Origin of the sequence: Marinobacter sp. 1_MG-2023, assembly GCF_030549045.1 — a bacterium.
Lineage (GTDB): Bacteria > Pseudomonadota > Gammaproteobacteria > Pseudomonadales > Oleiphilaceae > Marinobacter.
Map to the genome: position 1 here is coordinate 1,178,753 of NZ_JAUOST010000001.1, position 15,797 is coordinate 1,194,549.

Here is a 15,797-nt window from a genome sequence, read left to right on the forward strand (position 1 = left end):
CCTGAACCCGGAGCCGAGTCTTGGAACAGCAGCCGATCATCATCAAGCGTAAAAAAGTTGTTGCCGGGGGGCATCATGGCGGCTCCTGGAAAGTGGCGTTTGCCGACTTTGCTACAGCGATGATGGCCTTCTTTCTTGTTCTCTGGTTAACAGCAACAGCCTCTCCGGAGCAGAAAAAAGCGGTAGAGGGTTATTTTCGCGATCCGGTGGGCTTCACGGATGGTGGATCTCCCAACCCTGTAGACCTTGAAGGCAGTGCATCTGTTATTAACGAAGCAAGCATGGATGTCGATCCAGGTCAGATTACGATCAGTGAAAATGTAGTGGATGCACTCTCGGAGACTCTCGAGCAGCGCCGTATGAACGAATTGTTTGAAGAGTTGAAGCAACGCATCGACGAGAACGAAACGCTGCAGGAATTCAAAGACCAGCTGTTGATTGATATCACGGATGAAGGGCTCCGAATCCAGATCGTTGACCGCTCAGGTCGCCCCATGTTCGATATCGGCAAGGCTGAATTGAAATACTACTCGCAAGATATCCTGTTCGAGCTTGCGAAAACCCTTGGGTCTGTGGATAACAGGGTAAGCATTACCGGTCATACGGACGCCACGCCCTTTGGCGGGCGCCCGGGCTACACGAATTGGGAACTCTCGGCCGATCGCGCGAATACTGCACGCAGGGCTCTTGTTGCTGGCGGTGTGCGTGCCCAGCAGATTGCAAGAGTCGTGGGGCTTAGTGATTCCGTATTGTTTGATCAGAGTGAGCCGACGGCACCCATAAATCGCCGGATTTCCATTATTGTGCTGAACAAGAAAACCGTGAACAGCATTCAAAGCAGTGCCAGCGCCGAAGGCGTGCCTTTGATTGATGTTACGGCCCCATCTGAACAAGAGCAGGAAAAGGCTCAGGAAAGCCTTCAGAGCGGAGACTGGTTGGACGAGAACCCTGAACCTGCGCCCGGCGAACTGAACTGGTAGATCTGTGGGTCGTGCGGTATCAGTTGGCTTTTAAGCCTCGGGACTGCTGTTCTGCCATATCTTCAAGAATACGGTGAAAACTCCGGCGCCGTTCCGGGCTGAGCTTGCCTGATTCTGCTGCTGCATCGATGGCGCAGCCAGGATCGCCCATATGCCGGCAATTGCGAAATTTACAGTAGCCAATCACATCGCGAATCTCGCGAAAGCCATATTCGATTTCGCTAGGTGACATATGCCAGAGGCCAAACTCCCGGATTCCCGGTGAGTCAATCAGATCACCGCCCATCGGCAGGTGGAAAAGCTTTGCTGTCGTGGTGGTGTGAACGCCTTTGCCCGTACTTTCTGAAACCGCACCAACCCGAATTGCCTCATCGGGCATGAGTGTCTGAATAATCGATGACTTCCCGACGCCAGACTGACCTACAAACGCGCTCGTTTTGCCTTTTACCAGCGCCTCGACTTCCGGTGAAGGTGCGCCGTCGAACTGCACGGCTGAGGTGCGTACTATCTCGTAGCCCAGAGCCGCATAGCGCTCCAGCAATGCGTCAATCTGCGCCCGGTTACGGTCCGTGATCAGATCTGTCTTGTTCAAAAGAATGACGGCAGGAATATCTGTGGTCTCTGATGCCACCAGGTATCGGTCAATCAGGTTGTCGTGGGGTTCAGGCTCCGGCGCAATCACCAGAATAATGTGATCAATGTTGGCCGCTACCGGCTTCACAGCACCAAAGTTATCCGGCCGTTGCAGCAAATTATCGCGTTCGCAGCGCGCAACAATCACGCCCGTCTCGCTCTTGCCTGGCCGCCAGATAACCCGGTCACCTGTTACCAGGCTGTCGATATTTGCCCGAACAAAGCAGCGCACAACATCACCCTTGTGTTCGCCCTCCAGGGCTTCCACATCAAGCTGCTGCCCATAGTGAGCAATAATCAGCCCTTCCTGTTCTGGCCCCAGTTCGCCGGCATCGGCCTGTGCCTGAACCGATTTCTCCTTGCGAGCTGCACGTGCGGCACGCTCCTCCTGAACCTTCTTGATCCGGAATTGCTGCTGCTTGTTCAGTTGCCGTTTTGCCATAAAGTCTCAAATAACACAGATGAAAGTGGTGACGTTGCTGTGACATCATACGGTAATTAATTATGTGCGGCTTTAATATGGCTGTTTCACCACGATATAACGGCGAATTATGGGGTGGGGCTGTCTTTTACCTGCCGGGAATGTCGGAGGCCATGGATGGCCGGAGTCAAGCGCACATGGATGTGCTTGTAGCGGTTCCCGGCAGGTAAAAGGCAGCCCCGCCTACCACCGATGTTTGGTTAACGAGGAAAGTAGAATGTCAGCAGGCAACCACCTGGTATGGATTGATCTGGAAATGACCGGCCTTGATCCGGAAAAAGAACGCATCATCGAGATGGCCACCATCATCACCGATTCAGAACTGAACCTGGTCGCCGAAGGGCCGGTTGTTGCAATTCACCAACCCGACAGCCTGCTGGACTCCATGGACGAATGGTGCACCCGAACCCACGGCGAAAGCGGCCTCACCAGGCGCGTTCAGGAAAGCAAAGTGTCAGAAGCCGAAGCCGAGCAGCAAACCATCGCCTTCCTCAAAGAATACATGGAAAAGGGGCAATCCCCCCTGTGCGGCAACAGCATCGGGCAGGATCGTCGCTTCCTCGTAAAATACATGCCCGAGCTTGAAGACTTCTTCCACTATCGCAATCTTGACGTATCCACCGTAAAAGAACTGGCTCGGCGCTGGCGCCCGGATGTTCTGGAAGGCGTAAAGAAGCAGGGCAGTCACCTGGCACTGGATGATATTCGCGATTCCATCAACGAACTGCGCCACTACCGGGAACACTTCTTTAAATTATAAACCGTGCTGCGCCAGGGCCCATTGAACATGCTCGCGGACCAACTCGGAAGGATGGTCTGTGCGCTGTTTAAGGGCTTCGGTCACCGGGATGGTGGTAGGCGCATTACCTAGCCCTACCGCCAGATTCCGCAACCAGCCCTCGTACCCCGTTCGGCGAATCGCTGATCCCTCTGTCCGCTTCAGGAATTGCTCTTCCGTCCATAAAAAAAGCTCTGCCAGCGAACTATTGTCCAGGCCGTGTCTTGGCTGGAAATCATCTTCGCGGGTGGGTTTCTTGAATTTTTGCCAGGGGCACACGAGCTGACAATCGTCGCAACCAAATACCCGATTGCCCATCAGAGTTCGCAACTCCTCCGGGATGCTGCCTTTCAGCTCTATGGTGAGGTAGCTGATGCAGCGCCGGGCATCCAGCTTGTGTGGACCCACAAAGGCATCTGTAGGGCACATGTCGAGGCAGGCAGAACAGCTGCCGCAATGATCGGTCTCGAAGGGTTTATCAACCGGCAGGGGGGCGCTGGTGAATATTTCGCCAAGAAAAAAGAACGACCCTGCCTTCGGATGAATCAACATGTTGTTCTTGCCGATCCAGCCCAGACCGGCGCGTTGCGCAAGCGCTCGCTCCAGCACAGGTGCGCTGTCTACGAAGGCGCGGTGATCATAGCCACTTACTGCCTCGTCAATTTTCTTTGCCAGTGTCGCGAGCCGCTTCCGGATCAGCTTGTGATAGTCGCGGCCAAGAGCGTAGCGGGTAATGTAGGCGTTTTCCCGGTTAGTAAGTGCTTCTTTCGGGCTGTCTGGTGTTGGCATGTAATCCATGCGCACGGAGATCACCCGGATTGTACCGGGCACGAGAGAATTCGGCGTATAGCGCTTGTCCCCGTGGTGCCCCATGTACTCCATCTCGCCCTGGTAGCCACTGTCCAGCCAGTCTTGCAGGTGCCGGGCATGTTCGCCGGTCTCCGCCGTTGTGATGCCTGCATCCGAAAAGCCGAGGTCGCTGGCCCATTGCCGGATAAGTTCTGGTAAATCAGTCAGTTCCGGGATGGGGAACGTGTTGGATTCGGTCGTGCTCATAGTTTCCGCTGATGTCTCTGTTTCGCAGGCGCTGGAAATAAGGATATTTAATTTGATTAAGTTATGACCTTTTCCATGGTTTTGCTATGCTTTACAGGTAGCTGGCCAATTTTCTTAAACCGGTTTCTGTAACGGGGGCAAAGGTTCATGCCGCAGCACGCTGGGGGCAGTTTATCAGATGCGCTGTTTTCAGCCGATTCCGTGCGCCGTATCGATCATTATCTGATCGAACAGCAGGGCGTTGATGGTTTCGCGCTGATGCAGGCTGCTGCACGCGCGGCGTTTCGCCGGCTGGTTGTGCGCTGGCCTAATGGTGAGCCGTTGCTGGTTCTTTGCGGTGCCGGCAATAACGGTGGTGATGGTTATCTGATAGCGGCCAACGCCGTGCGGCACGGATTGGTTGTGCACTGTGTTGCGGTTGCTCCCACGGAGAAATTGAGTGGAGATGCACGCAAGGCCTGGCAAAAGGCTGTTGCCGACGGTGTGAAGGTTCAGGAACTGGCGGGTATCGGTGAGCCTGAGTGGGATTCTTTTTTTGAAAACGCTGGCCTCATTGTCGATGCCATGCTGGGTACAGGTGTTTCCGGTGCACCCAGAGAGCCATTTTCGGGGGTAATTGTACGCTGCAACCGTTCTGGAATTCCGGTGCTGGCAGTGGATTTGCCGTCCGGGCTGAACGCCACCACCGGTGCCGCCAAGGGAGACGTAGTTAAAGCCGACCTTACCGTTACTTTCATTGGTCGCAAGGTCGGCCTGTATACCGGGCAGGGAGCTGCAGTGTGTGGCGATGTGGTCTTCGAGTCACTGATTGCCGGTACCGGGGTCAGCGAGAGCGGTGAGAGGCCTCTGGCCATGCTTCAGTTTTGGCCCTCGGTTCGTGACTGGTTGCCTGCGCGTCAGGCCAACGCCCACAAGGGGCAATTCGGCCATGTATTGGTCGTTGCTGGAGACCGGGGTTTTGGTGGGGCTGGTTTGTTGGCAGCAGAAGCGGCTGCACGCTCCGGCGCCGGGCTGGTTACGTTGGCGACCCGCCCCGAGCATGTGACGGCTGCGCTGGCTCGGTGTCCGTCGTTAATGGCTCATGGCGTGATGCACGGTTCAGAACTGCCAGCGCTGCTGGATGCTGCCACGGTAGTGGTGTGCGGGCCGGGTATAGGTCAGGGCTCATGGGGGCAGCAGATGCTGCAACAAGTAGTTGCAAGCGGTAAACCCCGTGTTCTGGATGCAGATGCCCTGAACCTGTTGTGTTCCAGAGCGGCTATGTCTGCAGGCAATCAGATTCTGACGCCGCACCCGGGAGAAGCAGCCAGGCTAATGAGTTGCGAGGTTCCGGAAATAGAGGCGGATCGTGTGGCTGCAGCTAAAAAACTCCAGTCTTTATACGGTGGCGCGGTTTTGCTCAAAGGGGCGGGTACGATCGTCGCCTCTGGGAAGAAAGAAGTGAATATTGCCGGTGGCAGCAACCCGGGCATGGCGACGGGGGGCATGGGTGATGTTTTGTCGGGAGTCATCGGTGCACTTTACGCACAGATGATCGACTCACCGGCAGCTGCCGCCACGATCGGTGCAGTCGTGCACCTGGAAGCCGCTGGCCGGGCCTCACTGGAAAAAGGCTATATGGGGCTGATCCCAACGGATGTAATCGATGCGTTGCCGCAGGTTTTCCGGAAAGCAGAGCCGCACAGCAGTTTCTGTAAGGGGGAGGAATGAGTATCTTCGGGAACGAGCGCAGATTGTTTCTGGAAGGCGAGGCCGAAACAGAAAATCTCGGTGCCGAGCTTGCTCGCCTTGCAAAACAAATGGGTCAGGGGTTGACGGTGTTTCTCGAAGGCGACCTCGGGATGGGTAAGACCACGCTCAGTCGCGGAGTTATCCGGGGTCTCGGGCATCAGGGTGCTGTAAAGAGTCCTACTTACACGCTTGTTGAACCGTACGAAGATTTGGAGCCGCCGGCCTACCATTTTGATCTGTATCGGTTGGGCGACCCTGAAGAGTTGGAATACATGGGTATACGTGATTACTTCAACGGCCAGAGTATTTGCCTTATTGAATGGCCAGAACGCGGCGAGGGACTGTTGCCTGCGCCGGACATTGAAATACACCTTGAACATCAGGGCGAAGGGCGCTCCGTGGTTGTTCGGGCGCGCTCGGAACTGGGCGCATCACTTTTGAACGAATTGGAACTGATCGGTCCGGGCCATTAACGGACCGGCACTGGATAAACAGGCAAGTTGTATGATGAAAATCAAGCTTACGATGAAGACAATGATTGCTCTGGTGTCGTTGTGCTTGCTTACGGCAAGTGTGACCGTACAGGCCGGCACTCAGGTTGATGGCATCCGCATCTGGCCCGCGCCGGATCATACTCGCCTGGTACTGGATACCGCGGGTAAGGTTAATCACAACATGTTTGCGCTGAGTAATCCTTCCCGTCTGGTGATTGATCTCAAGGATACCCGGTTGAAAACAGATTTTTCCAAACTCGATCTGTCTGGTAGCCCCGTCCGGCGTATCCGCAGTGCCACGCGTAACGGCACCGATTTGCGGGTGGTTCTTGATCTTGCCAGTGACATCAAGCCCCGGAGCTTCCAATTGGAGCCCAACCAGCAGTATGGGCATCGCCTCGTACTTGATCTCATTGATGAAAACGGCAGTCGATTAGAGAAAGCGAGCAAGCCTACGGTAACTCATGATTCAGCCGGCAAGCGTGATGTTATTGTGGTTATCGATGCAGGTCACGGTGGTGAGGACCCCGGAGCCATAGGTCCACGAGGCACGCGGGAAAAAGATGTAGTCCTGAAGATGGCACAAATTCTCGCGGATATGATTAACAAGCAGCCAGGTTATACCGCCAAACTCACCCGAACCGGCGACTATTACATCGGTCTGAGAAATCGCACCATTCTGGCCCGTAAATACAGCGCAGACCTGTTCGTGTCAGTGCACGCGGATGCTTTCAGGACGCCTCAGCCCAAGGGCGCCTCAGTGTTCGCGCTGTCTCAGCGCGGCGCTACCAGTGAAACCGCGCGCTGGCTGGCGCAGAGTGAAAACCGCTCTGATTTGATCGGCGGCACCGGTGGTGTATCTCTCGATGGGCGCGACGATATGCTGGCGGGCGTGTTACTCGATCTGTCCATGACGGCCAGTATTAACGCCAGTCTGGGGGTGGGCAGCTCGATACTTGGCAAACTCAATGGTGTGGCCCATTTGCATAAGCCGGGGGTAGAGCAGGCAGCGTTCGCGGTTCTCAAATCTCCTGATATTCCATCCATTCTTGTTGAGGCAGGGTTTATCTCCAATCCTCAGGAAGAGAAGAATCTGGCAACCGATTGGTATCGCCGCAAGTTGGCCGGCGCCATTATGAAGGGTGTTGATGAGTATTTTCGTAAAACACCCCCGCCTGGCACCTTGTTGGCCTGGCAGAAACAGAACAGTCAGGGAGGCAGCCGTGTGAGCCAGTACCGGGTCCAGAGTGGCGATACGCTTTCGGGCGTGGCGCGGGAAAATCAGACCACCGTCAGCGAGCTTATGCAGTATAACGGCCTTAGGGACGACCGTGTTATGGTAGGGCAAACCATTCGTATCCCCTCATCCTGAACAAGAGGTAGTCCCGAAATATGCCCTCCATCCGATTGCTCTCGCCGCGGCTGGCAAACCAGATTGCCGCGGGCGAGGTGGTTGAACGCCCTGCATCTGTCGTCAAGGAACTGGTTGAAAACGCGCTCGATGCGGGCGCGGACCGCGTAGATGTGGAAGTAGAGCAGGGTGGCGTAAAGCTGATCCGGGTGCGCGATGACGGTAGCGGTATCGCTGAAGATGACTTGCCTCTGGCGCTTAGTCGCCATGCCACCAGCAAAATTGCCAGCCTTGATGATCTTGAGGCAGTAGCCTCACTTGGTTTCCGGGGCGAGGCCCTGGCCAGTATCAGTTCTGTTTCGCGTCTTGCGCTGACGTCCCGTACGCACGGACAGGAAGCGGCTTCCCGGGTGGAGGTTGAAGGTCGCGATATGGATGCGTTGATCTCACCGGCTGCGCATCCTGTGGGCACCACCGTTGAAGTCCGGGATCTCTTTTTCAATACTCCGGCGCGGCGCAAGTTTCTGCGTACTGAGAAAACCGAATTCAATCATGTAGAAGAGTGTGTGCGGCGCCAGGCGCTCAGCAGGTTTGATGCTGGTTTTTCTCTGCGTCACAACCAGCGGGTTGTTCAGAATCTTCGGCCAGCAGAATCCATGGTGGACAGAGAGCGCCGTATTGGAGCTCTTTGCGGTCAGAAGTTTATCGATAATGCGGTGGTGATCGATGCAGAAGCCACAGGGCTCCGCCTTTGGGGATGGGTGGCCTTGCCCACATTCTCTCGTAGCCAGGCCGATTTGCAGTATTTCTTTGTCAATGGCCGGGTAATCCGGGACAGGCTGGTTGCGCACGCTGTTCGCCAGGCCTACCGCGATGTGCTGTACAACAATCGCCATCCGGCCTTCGTTCTCTATCTTGAAGTTGATCCGGCTACGGTCGATGTGAACGTGCACCCGACCAAACACGAAGTGCGCTTCCGTGATGGTCGACTGGTGCACGATTTTATATTCCGCACGTTGCATAAGGCGTTGGCGGATGTCCGACCGGATGACCACTTTCGTGGCGCAGTGGCGCAGTCCTTCGGTCGCGAAGGTTCGGGGCAGGGAGAAGCGGTAGCGGGCGAATCATTGGCTCAGGCTCAGCCCTGGAATGGTCAGCCTGCGATGCCTGCCAGTGGAGGTCATGCTGCTGCGACCAGTTTTGGCGGCCAGGCGGCACCGCAGCAGGAATGGCGGGCCAGTGATCAGATGGCTTTTTACCAGTCCCTTGGTGGTGGGGGTGTCAGTGCTCCGCACGAGCCCACATCGTTTGGAGATGCGGCAGCTATCGCGACTTCTCCGCTGGATCATGCTGCCAGCACAGGTGGTCATGAGGAGCCGCCTCTGGGTTACGCTATTGCGCAGTTGCACGGTATCTATGTGCTGGCCCAGAGCAGTGCCGGGATGATCGTGGTAGACATGCACGCCGCCCACGAAAGGATTACCTATGAGCGAATGAAGCGTGCTTTGGCCGAGCAGGATCTCAAAAGCCAGCCGCTGCTGGTGCCTTTGTCTCTTGCTGTGAGTCAGAAAGAGGCTGCTTTGGCGGAGACTCACGGAGAAGAGTTACAGCAGCTCGGGCTGCAGATTGAGCGTATAGGTCCCGAAACGCTTGCCGTCCGTCAAGTGCCCGCCCTGCTGCGGGGAGCGGATACCGAACAGCTCGTAAGGGATGTTCTGTCGGACCTGATCGAGCACGGCCAGAGCGACCGGGTTGAAGCGGTTACCCACGAGCTTCTCGGTACCATGGCCTGCCACGGTTCGGTGCGGGCAAATCGTCAATTGACCATTCCGGAAATGAACTCGCTACTACGGGACATGGAAGCAACGGAGCGCAGTGGCCAGTGTAACCATGGGCGCCCCACCTGGACGCTCGTGACGCTCGCGGAGCTGGATAAGCTATTTCTGCGGGGTCGCTAGGGTGCCGTCGAGAGAGCTCTCCAAAGCACCACCCGCCATCTTTCTGATGGGGCCTACAGCGTCTGGTAAAACCGATTTGGCCATGGCGCTTTGCGAACAACTGCCTTGTGACATCATCAGCGTAGACTCAGCGATGATCTATCGCGGGATGGATATAGGCACGGCCAAGCCCAGTGCGGATGAGCTGGCACGCGCACCGCACCGGCTGATCGATATCTGCGACCCCGCAGAAACCTATTCCGCTGCTGACTTTCGTAGGGATGCGCTGGTTGAAATGGATCTGGTCGCCAGGGCAGGCCGTATTCCATTGTTAGTCGGCGGAACCATGATGTACTTCAAAGCGCTTTTACATGGAATGTCTGGGCTGCCTTCTGCCAGCCCCGAACTTCGTAAAGCCCTGGAAATGGAGGCCGATGCGAAGGGGTGGCTTGCCCTCCATGAAGAGCTGCTGGCCAAAGATCCTATAGCAGCAGAGCTGATTCACCCGAATAATCGCCAGCGTCTCCTGCGAGCCCTGGAGGTGATTCGCCTGACAGGCCGACCGATTTCCTCGTTCTGGGAAGCGGAGAGCAGCCAGCCGCAGAGGCAAGAGGCAGGCCAACAAGGCATTAAGGATTACACCTACTATACTAAATGGCAGGCAGACGAAAGTTTATCGCTTCCGTATACTGTAACGCAGTTAGCTGTGGCGCCCTCAGATAGGCGGGTGCTTCATGAGAGGATACTTACGCGCTTCCTCAATATGCTGGAAGCGGGCTTCCTCGACGAGGTTCGGGCACTGATGGCCAGAAGTGATTTGCATCCGGAACTTCCGTCCATGCGCTGTGTCGGTTATCGACAGGCATGGAGCCATTTGGCCGGTGCTGATGATTATGACGCATTTGTAAGTAAAGGTGTCGCAGCCACTCGTCAGCTTGCCAAACGGCAGCTCACGTGGCTTCGAAAGTGGTCGGATTTGAACTGGTTGGAAAGCGAAGACGGTTTTATCGCTGAGGCAGCCTTGAAAAAAGTCAGACTTCGCACCACATTGAATTCAGAATATTGACGATCTGCATTTACCAATAAACAGGAGAACATACATGTCAAAAGGGCACTCACTACAAGACCCTTACCTCAATGCCTTACGCAAGGAACGCATTCCGGTTTCCATTTTTCTGGTTAACGGCATCAAACTGCAAGGGCAGGTAGAGTCTTTTGACCAATTTGTGATTTTACTGAAAAATACCGTCAGCCAGATGGTTTACAAGCATGCAATCTCTACTGTCGTTCCTGCCAGGAATGTTCGCATTCCCCAGCAGAACCCGGCGGAAGATGGTGAACCTGAAGACTGAACCAATTCAGTTTTCCAGCATTGTCACCCGCGCCCCTGACGAGCCTTCTGGCTCCGATGGCCGCGGGTGTTTGTTTTTAAGAGGATAACAGCCTGACTGTTTCGGAGTTGATACCCATTGTTTGAACGCCCGGATGTAGGTGAGCGAGCGATACTCGTGCACATCGATTTTACGTCCCATGACGGCTCGGAAGATCCGGATGAATTCCGGGAGCTTGTGTCATCGGCCGGAGTTGAGTCGGTTGGAATTGTAACCGGTTCCCGTAAGCAGCCCAGCCCAAAGTTGTTTGTTGGGGAAGGCAAGCTTGAGGAAATTCGCGATGCGGTAGCGCTGCACGATGCCGATGTCGTTCTGTTCAATCATGCTCTGAGGCCGAGCCAGGAGCGAAATATTGAACATGAGCTCAAATGCCGTGTGTTGGATCGAACGGGCGTTATTCTGGATATTTTTGCTCAGCGTGCTCGCACGCACGAAGGCAAATTGCAGGTAGAGTTGGCGCAGCTTGAACATATGTCGACGCGCCTGATACGCGGCTGGACACACCTTGAGCGGCAGAAAGGCGGTATTGGTCTGCGTGGCCCGGGTGAGACCCAGCTGGAAACCGACCGCAGGTTGCTGCGCGAGCGCATCAAGTCCATTAACAAGCGGCTTGAGAAGGTTCGCAGCCAACGTAATCAGGGTCGTCGGGCGCGCAAGCGCGCTGATATTCCTACGGTATCTCTGGTAGGCTACACCAACGCCGGAAAATCCACTCTTTTCAACCAAATTACCACGTCCTCCGTATATGCTGCGGACAAGTTGTTCGCGACTCTGGATCCAACCATCCGGCGTTTGGAACTTCCGGATATCGGGGCGGTCGTAATGGCGGATACGGTGGGTTTTATCAGGCATCTGCCGCACAAACTGGTTGAAGCCTTCCGGGCAACTCTCGAAGAGACCACGGAAGCTACCATTCTGTTGCACATTGTTGACTGCCACGACAGCCGTCGTGACGAAAATATTGAGCAAGTTGAGGAAGTGCTGGCGGAAATTGGTGCCGACGAAATTCCTGTGCTTCAGGTGTTCAATAAAATCGATTTGTTAGATGATTTTGCGCCTCGGGTTGAACGCAACGAAGAGGGTGTGCCTGTCCGAGCCTGGGTCTCGGCTGTTACAGGCGAGGGGCTGGATGGGCTCTACGATGCCATCGTCGAGAGACTGGCTGAAGACGTTGTACACCAATTTGTTTTGCTCGGGCCTGCCGATGGCAAGCTCCGGGCGCTCCTGCATGAGGCAGGTTCGGTGCTGAGTGAAGAATACCGGGAAACCGGGGATACGGTACTCGAAATCCGACTGCAACGCCGGGACTGGCTGCAATTGCTGAGCCGTGCGGGCGTGAATGAAGAAACAGTGCGCCTGGATGACGGGCACGCCTGAAACCATAGCAGCTATTGCCGGGGCGATGATAAGTCCCTAGTATTTGCAACCATTCGACACGTTAGGAACGGAGAGCACTATGGCCTGGAATGAACCGGGTGGAAACCGCAACGACAATGACCCATGGGGAACTGGTGGTGGTCGTCGCGGCAATGATCAGGGACCACCAGACCTTGATGAGGCACTGAAAAAAGGCCTCGACAAACTGAACAAAATGCTGGGTGGTAAAGGCAAGAAATCCGGAGGCGACGGCGGCAACAGTGGCGGCGGTTCAGGTGCAGCAGGCAGCTTTGGTGCGGTTCTCGCACTCGCAGCTATTCTTGTCGTGGGTTACGTGATTTTTCAGTCCTTCTATACGGTAAACGAGCAGGAGCGCGCTGTTGTGTTGCGGTTCGGCGAGTTTTCCAAAACTGAAAACCCCGGCCTGAGATTCAAGGTGCCTCTGATTGATGATGTCACCAAGGTATTGGTCACAAGTGTCAGAACTGCACAGTCCAGCGGCCAGATGCTGACCCAGGACGAGAATCTGGTAACGGTTGACCTTCAAGTACAGTACCGGGTCGGCGATGCACGTGACTATGTGCTGAATGTCAGGGACTCAAACCAGGCTTTGGCTTTCGCAACAGACAGTGCTCTGCGCCACGAGGTTGGCAGTTCGACGCTGGATGACGTGCTCACAGAGGGGCGGGCTGAACTGGCTGTTCGGGTTGAACAACGTCTCCAGGGCTTTCTTCAGGAGTACGAAACTGGTCTTCAGATTGTTCGGGTTAACGTTGAAAGTACCCAGCCGCCACCAGCTGTACAGGACGCTTTCCGTGAGGTTCAGCGAGCTCGTGAGGATGAACAGCGTGTGAAGGAAGAAGCGGAAACCTACCGTAACAAGGTTGTTCCGGAAGCCCGTGGTCAAGCCCAGCGCATGATTGAAGAAGCCAGCGCCTATAAAGAAGAGGTTACCGAAAGGGCTCGCGGTGAAACCGCACGTTTCCTCGAGTTGTTGGCGGTTTATCAGATGGCGCCGAATGTAACCCGTGAACGCATGTACCTGCAGACACTGGAAACGGTTCTGTCTAACAGCAGCAAGATTCTCGTGGATACCGAAAGCAGTGGCAACATGATGCTTCTGCCGTTGGATCGCATGACTCAGGGCGCTCTGCCACGCAGCGGAAACCAGTCTTCCAGCAGCGGTAGCGATATGGATATCCAGACGGTTACAGACCAGGTTATCCAGGAAATTCGAACCAGGCAGGACACTAATACCCGGAGGAGCAGATAATTATGGGACCTAAAAGTGTAGTGGGTCTTGCAGGCGCTCTTATCGTTGTCCTGCTGGTACTTTCGAGCGTTTACATTATTCCGGAAACCCATCGTGGGGTAATGCTGAGATTTGGTGAGTTGGTTGAGACCGACATCAAGGCTGGCATTCACTTCAAGGTGCCGGTCATCGATCAGGTCAGGGAGTTTGATATCCGGCTTCTCACCATGGATCTGCCTTCGCGGCAGTATCTGACGGTTGAGAAGAAACCGCTGGATGTTACCTCCTACATCGCCTGGAAAATTCGGGATGTGGACCAGTTCTACCGGGCCACAGGTGGAGACGAGTTCCGCGCTCAGTCGCTTCTGTTGTCCCGGGTGGATAATGGCCTGCGAGATGAATTTGGTGTCCGTACCATGCATGAGGTGGTTTCAGGTCAGCGCGACGAACTGATGCACACTCTGCGTGACCGCGTTAATGAAACGTCCGTCAAGGAATTTGGTATCGATGTGATAGACATCCGTGTCAAGGCTATCGAGTTTCCGGGGCAGGTCAGTGAAAACGTTTATCGCCGTATGGCTACTGAGCGTGAAAAACTGGCGCAGGAGTTCCGCTCCAGGGGACGTGAGTTGGGCGAAGGAATTCGCGCTGATGCCGACCGTCAGAAAACGGTTACCCTGGCGGCAGCATTCGCCTCCGCAGAAGAAACGCGAGGCGAAGGCGATGGCGAAGCGGCCCGTATCTACGCGGAGGCCTACGGCTCCAATCCGGAGTTCTACAGCTTCTACCGTAGCCTGCAGGCTTACAGGAACACCTTTTCCAGCAAAGACGACGTAATGGTTATCGACTCCAACAGTGAATTCCTGAAATTCATGAAGGATTCGAAGGGCGGAAGCTAAAACTCGCCCTGCACGCCTGAAAACCGGAATACCTTGGTATTCCGGTTTTTTTGTGCGCGCCAACAGTGTAAAATCCCTCAGGTTTTGGTTCGGGTTTCTCTGCCCCGAATGTCACCCTACAAATCTGCATACTTCTTCTGTACCACTGACAGGAGTGTGCGGGATGGACTACGGAATCTCATGACAGTATCTGATCGCTGGTTACTGCCGGACGGGGTAGAAGATATTTTGCCGCCCCTGGCCGGACAGATAGAATCCCTGCGCCGGGATGTAATGGATACCTGCCAGCGCTGGGGCTACCAACTGGTAATTCCTCCGCTTATCGAATACCTCGAATCCCTTTTTACCGGCACAGGACATGACCTGGAGTTGCAGACCTTCAAGCTGACTGATCAGCTGACGGGGCGCATGATGGGTGTTCGTGCCGATATGACGCCTCAGGCTGCGCGCATTGATGCTCACACTCTGGGCCAGGAAGGAGTTACTCGTCTCTGTTATGCCGGGCATGTGCTGCATACCCGTCCAAAACATATGCTGACGGGGCGTACGCCGATTCAGGCGGGTTGTGAGCTGTTTGGCAGTGCCTCTGAATCTGCGGATCTGGAAGTGATCAGCCTGATGCTGGAGGCCCTTCGCGTTGCCGGCCTCCCGAGAGTCCATCTGGATCTGGCTCATGTGTCCATTTACGAAAGCCTCATTGGTGAAGCCGAATTTGATCGTGATACCAGTGCGGCTATCTTTGACGCTATGGCGCGGAAGTCTGTACCCGAGTTGGACAGGCTTCTTGGTGACTGCCCGAGTGGTTCGGCGGGAGCGAGGCTTCGTGAGCTTGCTCGCGTCAGCGGCGGTCCGGAAGCGCTGGCTGAGGCACGTCGAATACTGAGTGGTGCGTCAGATAACCTCAGCGCGGCGCTGGATCAACTGGGTCGGGTTGCAGAGATGCTGGAAAGAGACTTCCCGGAAGTCAGCTTTGGTTTCGATTTCTGCGAGCTGCGGGGATACAACTACCACACCGGTCTGGTGTTTGCGGCTTATGTCCCTGGTCATGGCGACTCAGTGGCAAAAGGTGGCCGTTACGACGCCATTGGCAGTGATTTTGGGCGCGCTCGTCCGGCTACGGGGTTTAGCCTGGATATTCGGGCTCTGGTCGCTCTGGGTAAGCGTTCGGTTTGTCGCAGCAAAGCGGTTTGGGCGCCTGCAGACAATGATGTAGCGCTGGAACAGGCCGTCTCGGAACTACGGATGACCGATGTCGTTGTCCGGGCGCTACCAGAAGACAGCGGGGTGAATCCCTTGACCCGGGGGTGTGATCGGAAGCTGGTAAAACAGGGTGATCATTGGGTCGTTCAGTCGCTCAGCTGAAGTCGGCGAGTTGTTACGAACGTGTGAAAGTACATTTGCCAAATTTGCAAGACGCACGCCATGCCGTGTGCGCAT

14 protein-coding genes are annotated in these 15,797 nt (G+C 55.4%); 12 read left to right on the forward strand and 2 right to left on the reverse strand.

The annotated features are described in order from the left end of the window. Positions 1-20: 20 nt before the first annotated feature. Positions 21-980, forward strand: coding sequence for a flagellar motor protein MotB (motB, locus tag Q4606_RS05400; RefSeq protein ID WP_303606895.1), 960 nt, complete (start codon positions 21-23; stop codon positions 978-980). 19 nt (positions 981-999) lie between these two features. On the opposite strand, the gene rsgA is transcribed toward motB, so the two are convergent. After that, entirely contained in the window at positions 1,000-2,055 is a 1,056-nt protein-coding gene (rsgA, locus tag Q4606_RS05405) for a small ribosomal subunit biogenesis GTPase RsgA (RefSeq protein ID WP_303597410.1), read from the reverse strand. A gap of 256 nt (positions 2,056-2,311) precedes the next feature. Here rsgA and orn point away from each other — a divergent pair, with 256 nt between their 5' ends. After that, positions 2,312-2,854: an oligoribonuclease gene (gene orn / locus Q4606_RS05410; RefSeq protein WP_303606896.1), complete on the forward strand. Its 543-nt coding sequence runs from the start codon at positions 2,312-2,314 to the stop codon at positions 2,852-2,854. Here the strand turns inward: orn and queG are convergent. Continuing rightward, on the reverse strand, positions 2,849-3,928 hold the full coding sequence (gene queG, locus Q4606_RS05415; RefSeq protein ID WP_303606897.1) for a tRNA epoxyqueuosine(34) reductase QueG: 1,080 nt from the start codon (positions 3,926-3,928) through the stop codon (positions 2,849-2,851). The two genes, orn and queG, sit on opposite strands and share 6 nt — an antisense overlap. Before the next feature lie 147 nt (positions 3,929-4,075). Between queG and Q4606_RS05420 the strand changes: the two genes are divergently transcribed. The 10 genes from Q4606_RS05420 (at position 4,076) to Q4606_RS05465 (ending at position 15,722) form a co-directional block, all read left to right on the forward strand. Beyond that, on the forward strand, positions 4,076-5,638 hold the full coding sequence (locus tag Q4606_RS05420) for an NAD(P)H-hydrate dehydratase (RefSeq protein WP_303606898.1): 1,563 nt from the start codon (positions 4,076-4,078) through the stop codon (positions 5,636-5,638). Beyond that, a complete protein-coding gene (gene tsaE / locus Q4606_RS05425; RefSeq protein WP_303606899.1) occupies positions 5,635-6,132 on the forward strand; it encodes a tRNA (adenosine(37)-N6)-threonylcarbamoyltransferase complex ATPase subunit type 1 TsaE in 498 nt (165 codons plus the stop codon). Before Q4606_RS05420 ends, tsaE begins: the two co-directional genes overlap by 4 nt. A 61-nt stretch (positions 6,133-6,193) precedes the next feature. Continuing rightward, a complete protein-coding gene (locus tag Q4606_RS05430) occupies positions 6,194-7,525 on the forward strand; it encodes an N-acetylmuramoyl-L-alanine amidase (RefSeq protein WP_303597429.1) in 1,332 nt (443 codons plus the stop codon). A 20-nt stretch (positions 7,526-7,545) separates the two neighbouring features. Continuing rightward, positions 7,546-9,462, forward strand: a complete 1,917-nt coding sequence (gene mutL, locus Q4606_RS05435; protein ID WP_303597405.1) for a DNA mismatch repair endonuclease MutL — start codon at positions 7,546-7,548, stop codon at positions 9,460-9,462. Between the two features lie 46 nt (positions 9,463-9,508). Next, a complete protein-coding gene (gene miaA / locus Q4606_RS05440; protein ID WP_303607017.1) occupies positions 9,509-10,507 on the forward strand; it encodes a tRNA (adenosine(37)-N6)-dimethylallyltransferase MiaA in 999 nt (332 codons plus the stop codon). 34 nt (positions 10,508-10,541) lie between these two features. After that, positions 10,542-10,793 (forward strand): RNA chaperone Hfq, encoded by a 252-nt coding sequence (hfq, locus tag Q4606_RS05445; RefSeq protein ID WP_072796627.1) that lies wholly within the window; start codon positions 10,542-10,544, stop codon positions 10,791-10,793. A 117-nt stretch (positions 10,794-10,910) separates the two neighbouring features. Beyond that, entirely contained in the window at positions 10,911-12,209 is a 1,299-nt protein-coding gene (gene hflX / locus Q4606_RS05450; RefSeq protein ID WP_303597404.1) for a ribosome rescue GTPase HflX, read from the forward strand. A 79-nt stretch (positions 12,210-12,288) separates the two neighbouring features. Next, positions 12,289-13,482, forward strand: coding sequence for an FtsH protease activity modulator HflK (hflK, locus tag Q4606_RS05455; RefSeq protein ID WP_303597403.1), 1,194 nt, complete (start codon positions 12,289-12,291; stop codon positions 13,480-13,482). Positions 13,483-13,484: 2 nt separating this feature from the next. Continuing rightward, entirely contained in the window at positions 13,485-14,360 is an 876-nt protein-coding gene (gene hflC / locus Q4606_RS05460; RefSeq protein WP_303597402.1) for a protease modulator HflC, read from the forward strand. Positions 14,361-14,540: 180 nt separating this feature from the next. Further along, the gene (locus Q4606_RS05465) at positions 14,541-15,722 is read left to right on the forward strand and encodes an ATP phosphoribosyltransferase regulatory subunit (RefSeq protein WP_303597401.1); all 1,182 of its coding nucleotides are present in this window, start codon (positions 14,541-14,543) and stop codon (positions 15,720-15,722) included. Positions 15,723-15,797: the final 75 nt, after the last annotated feature.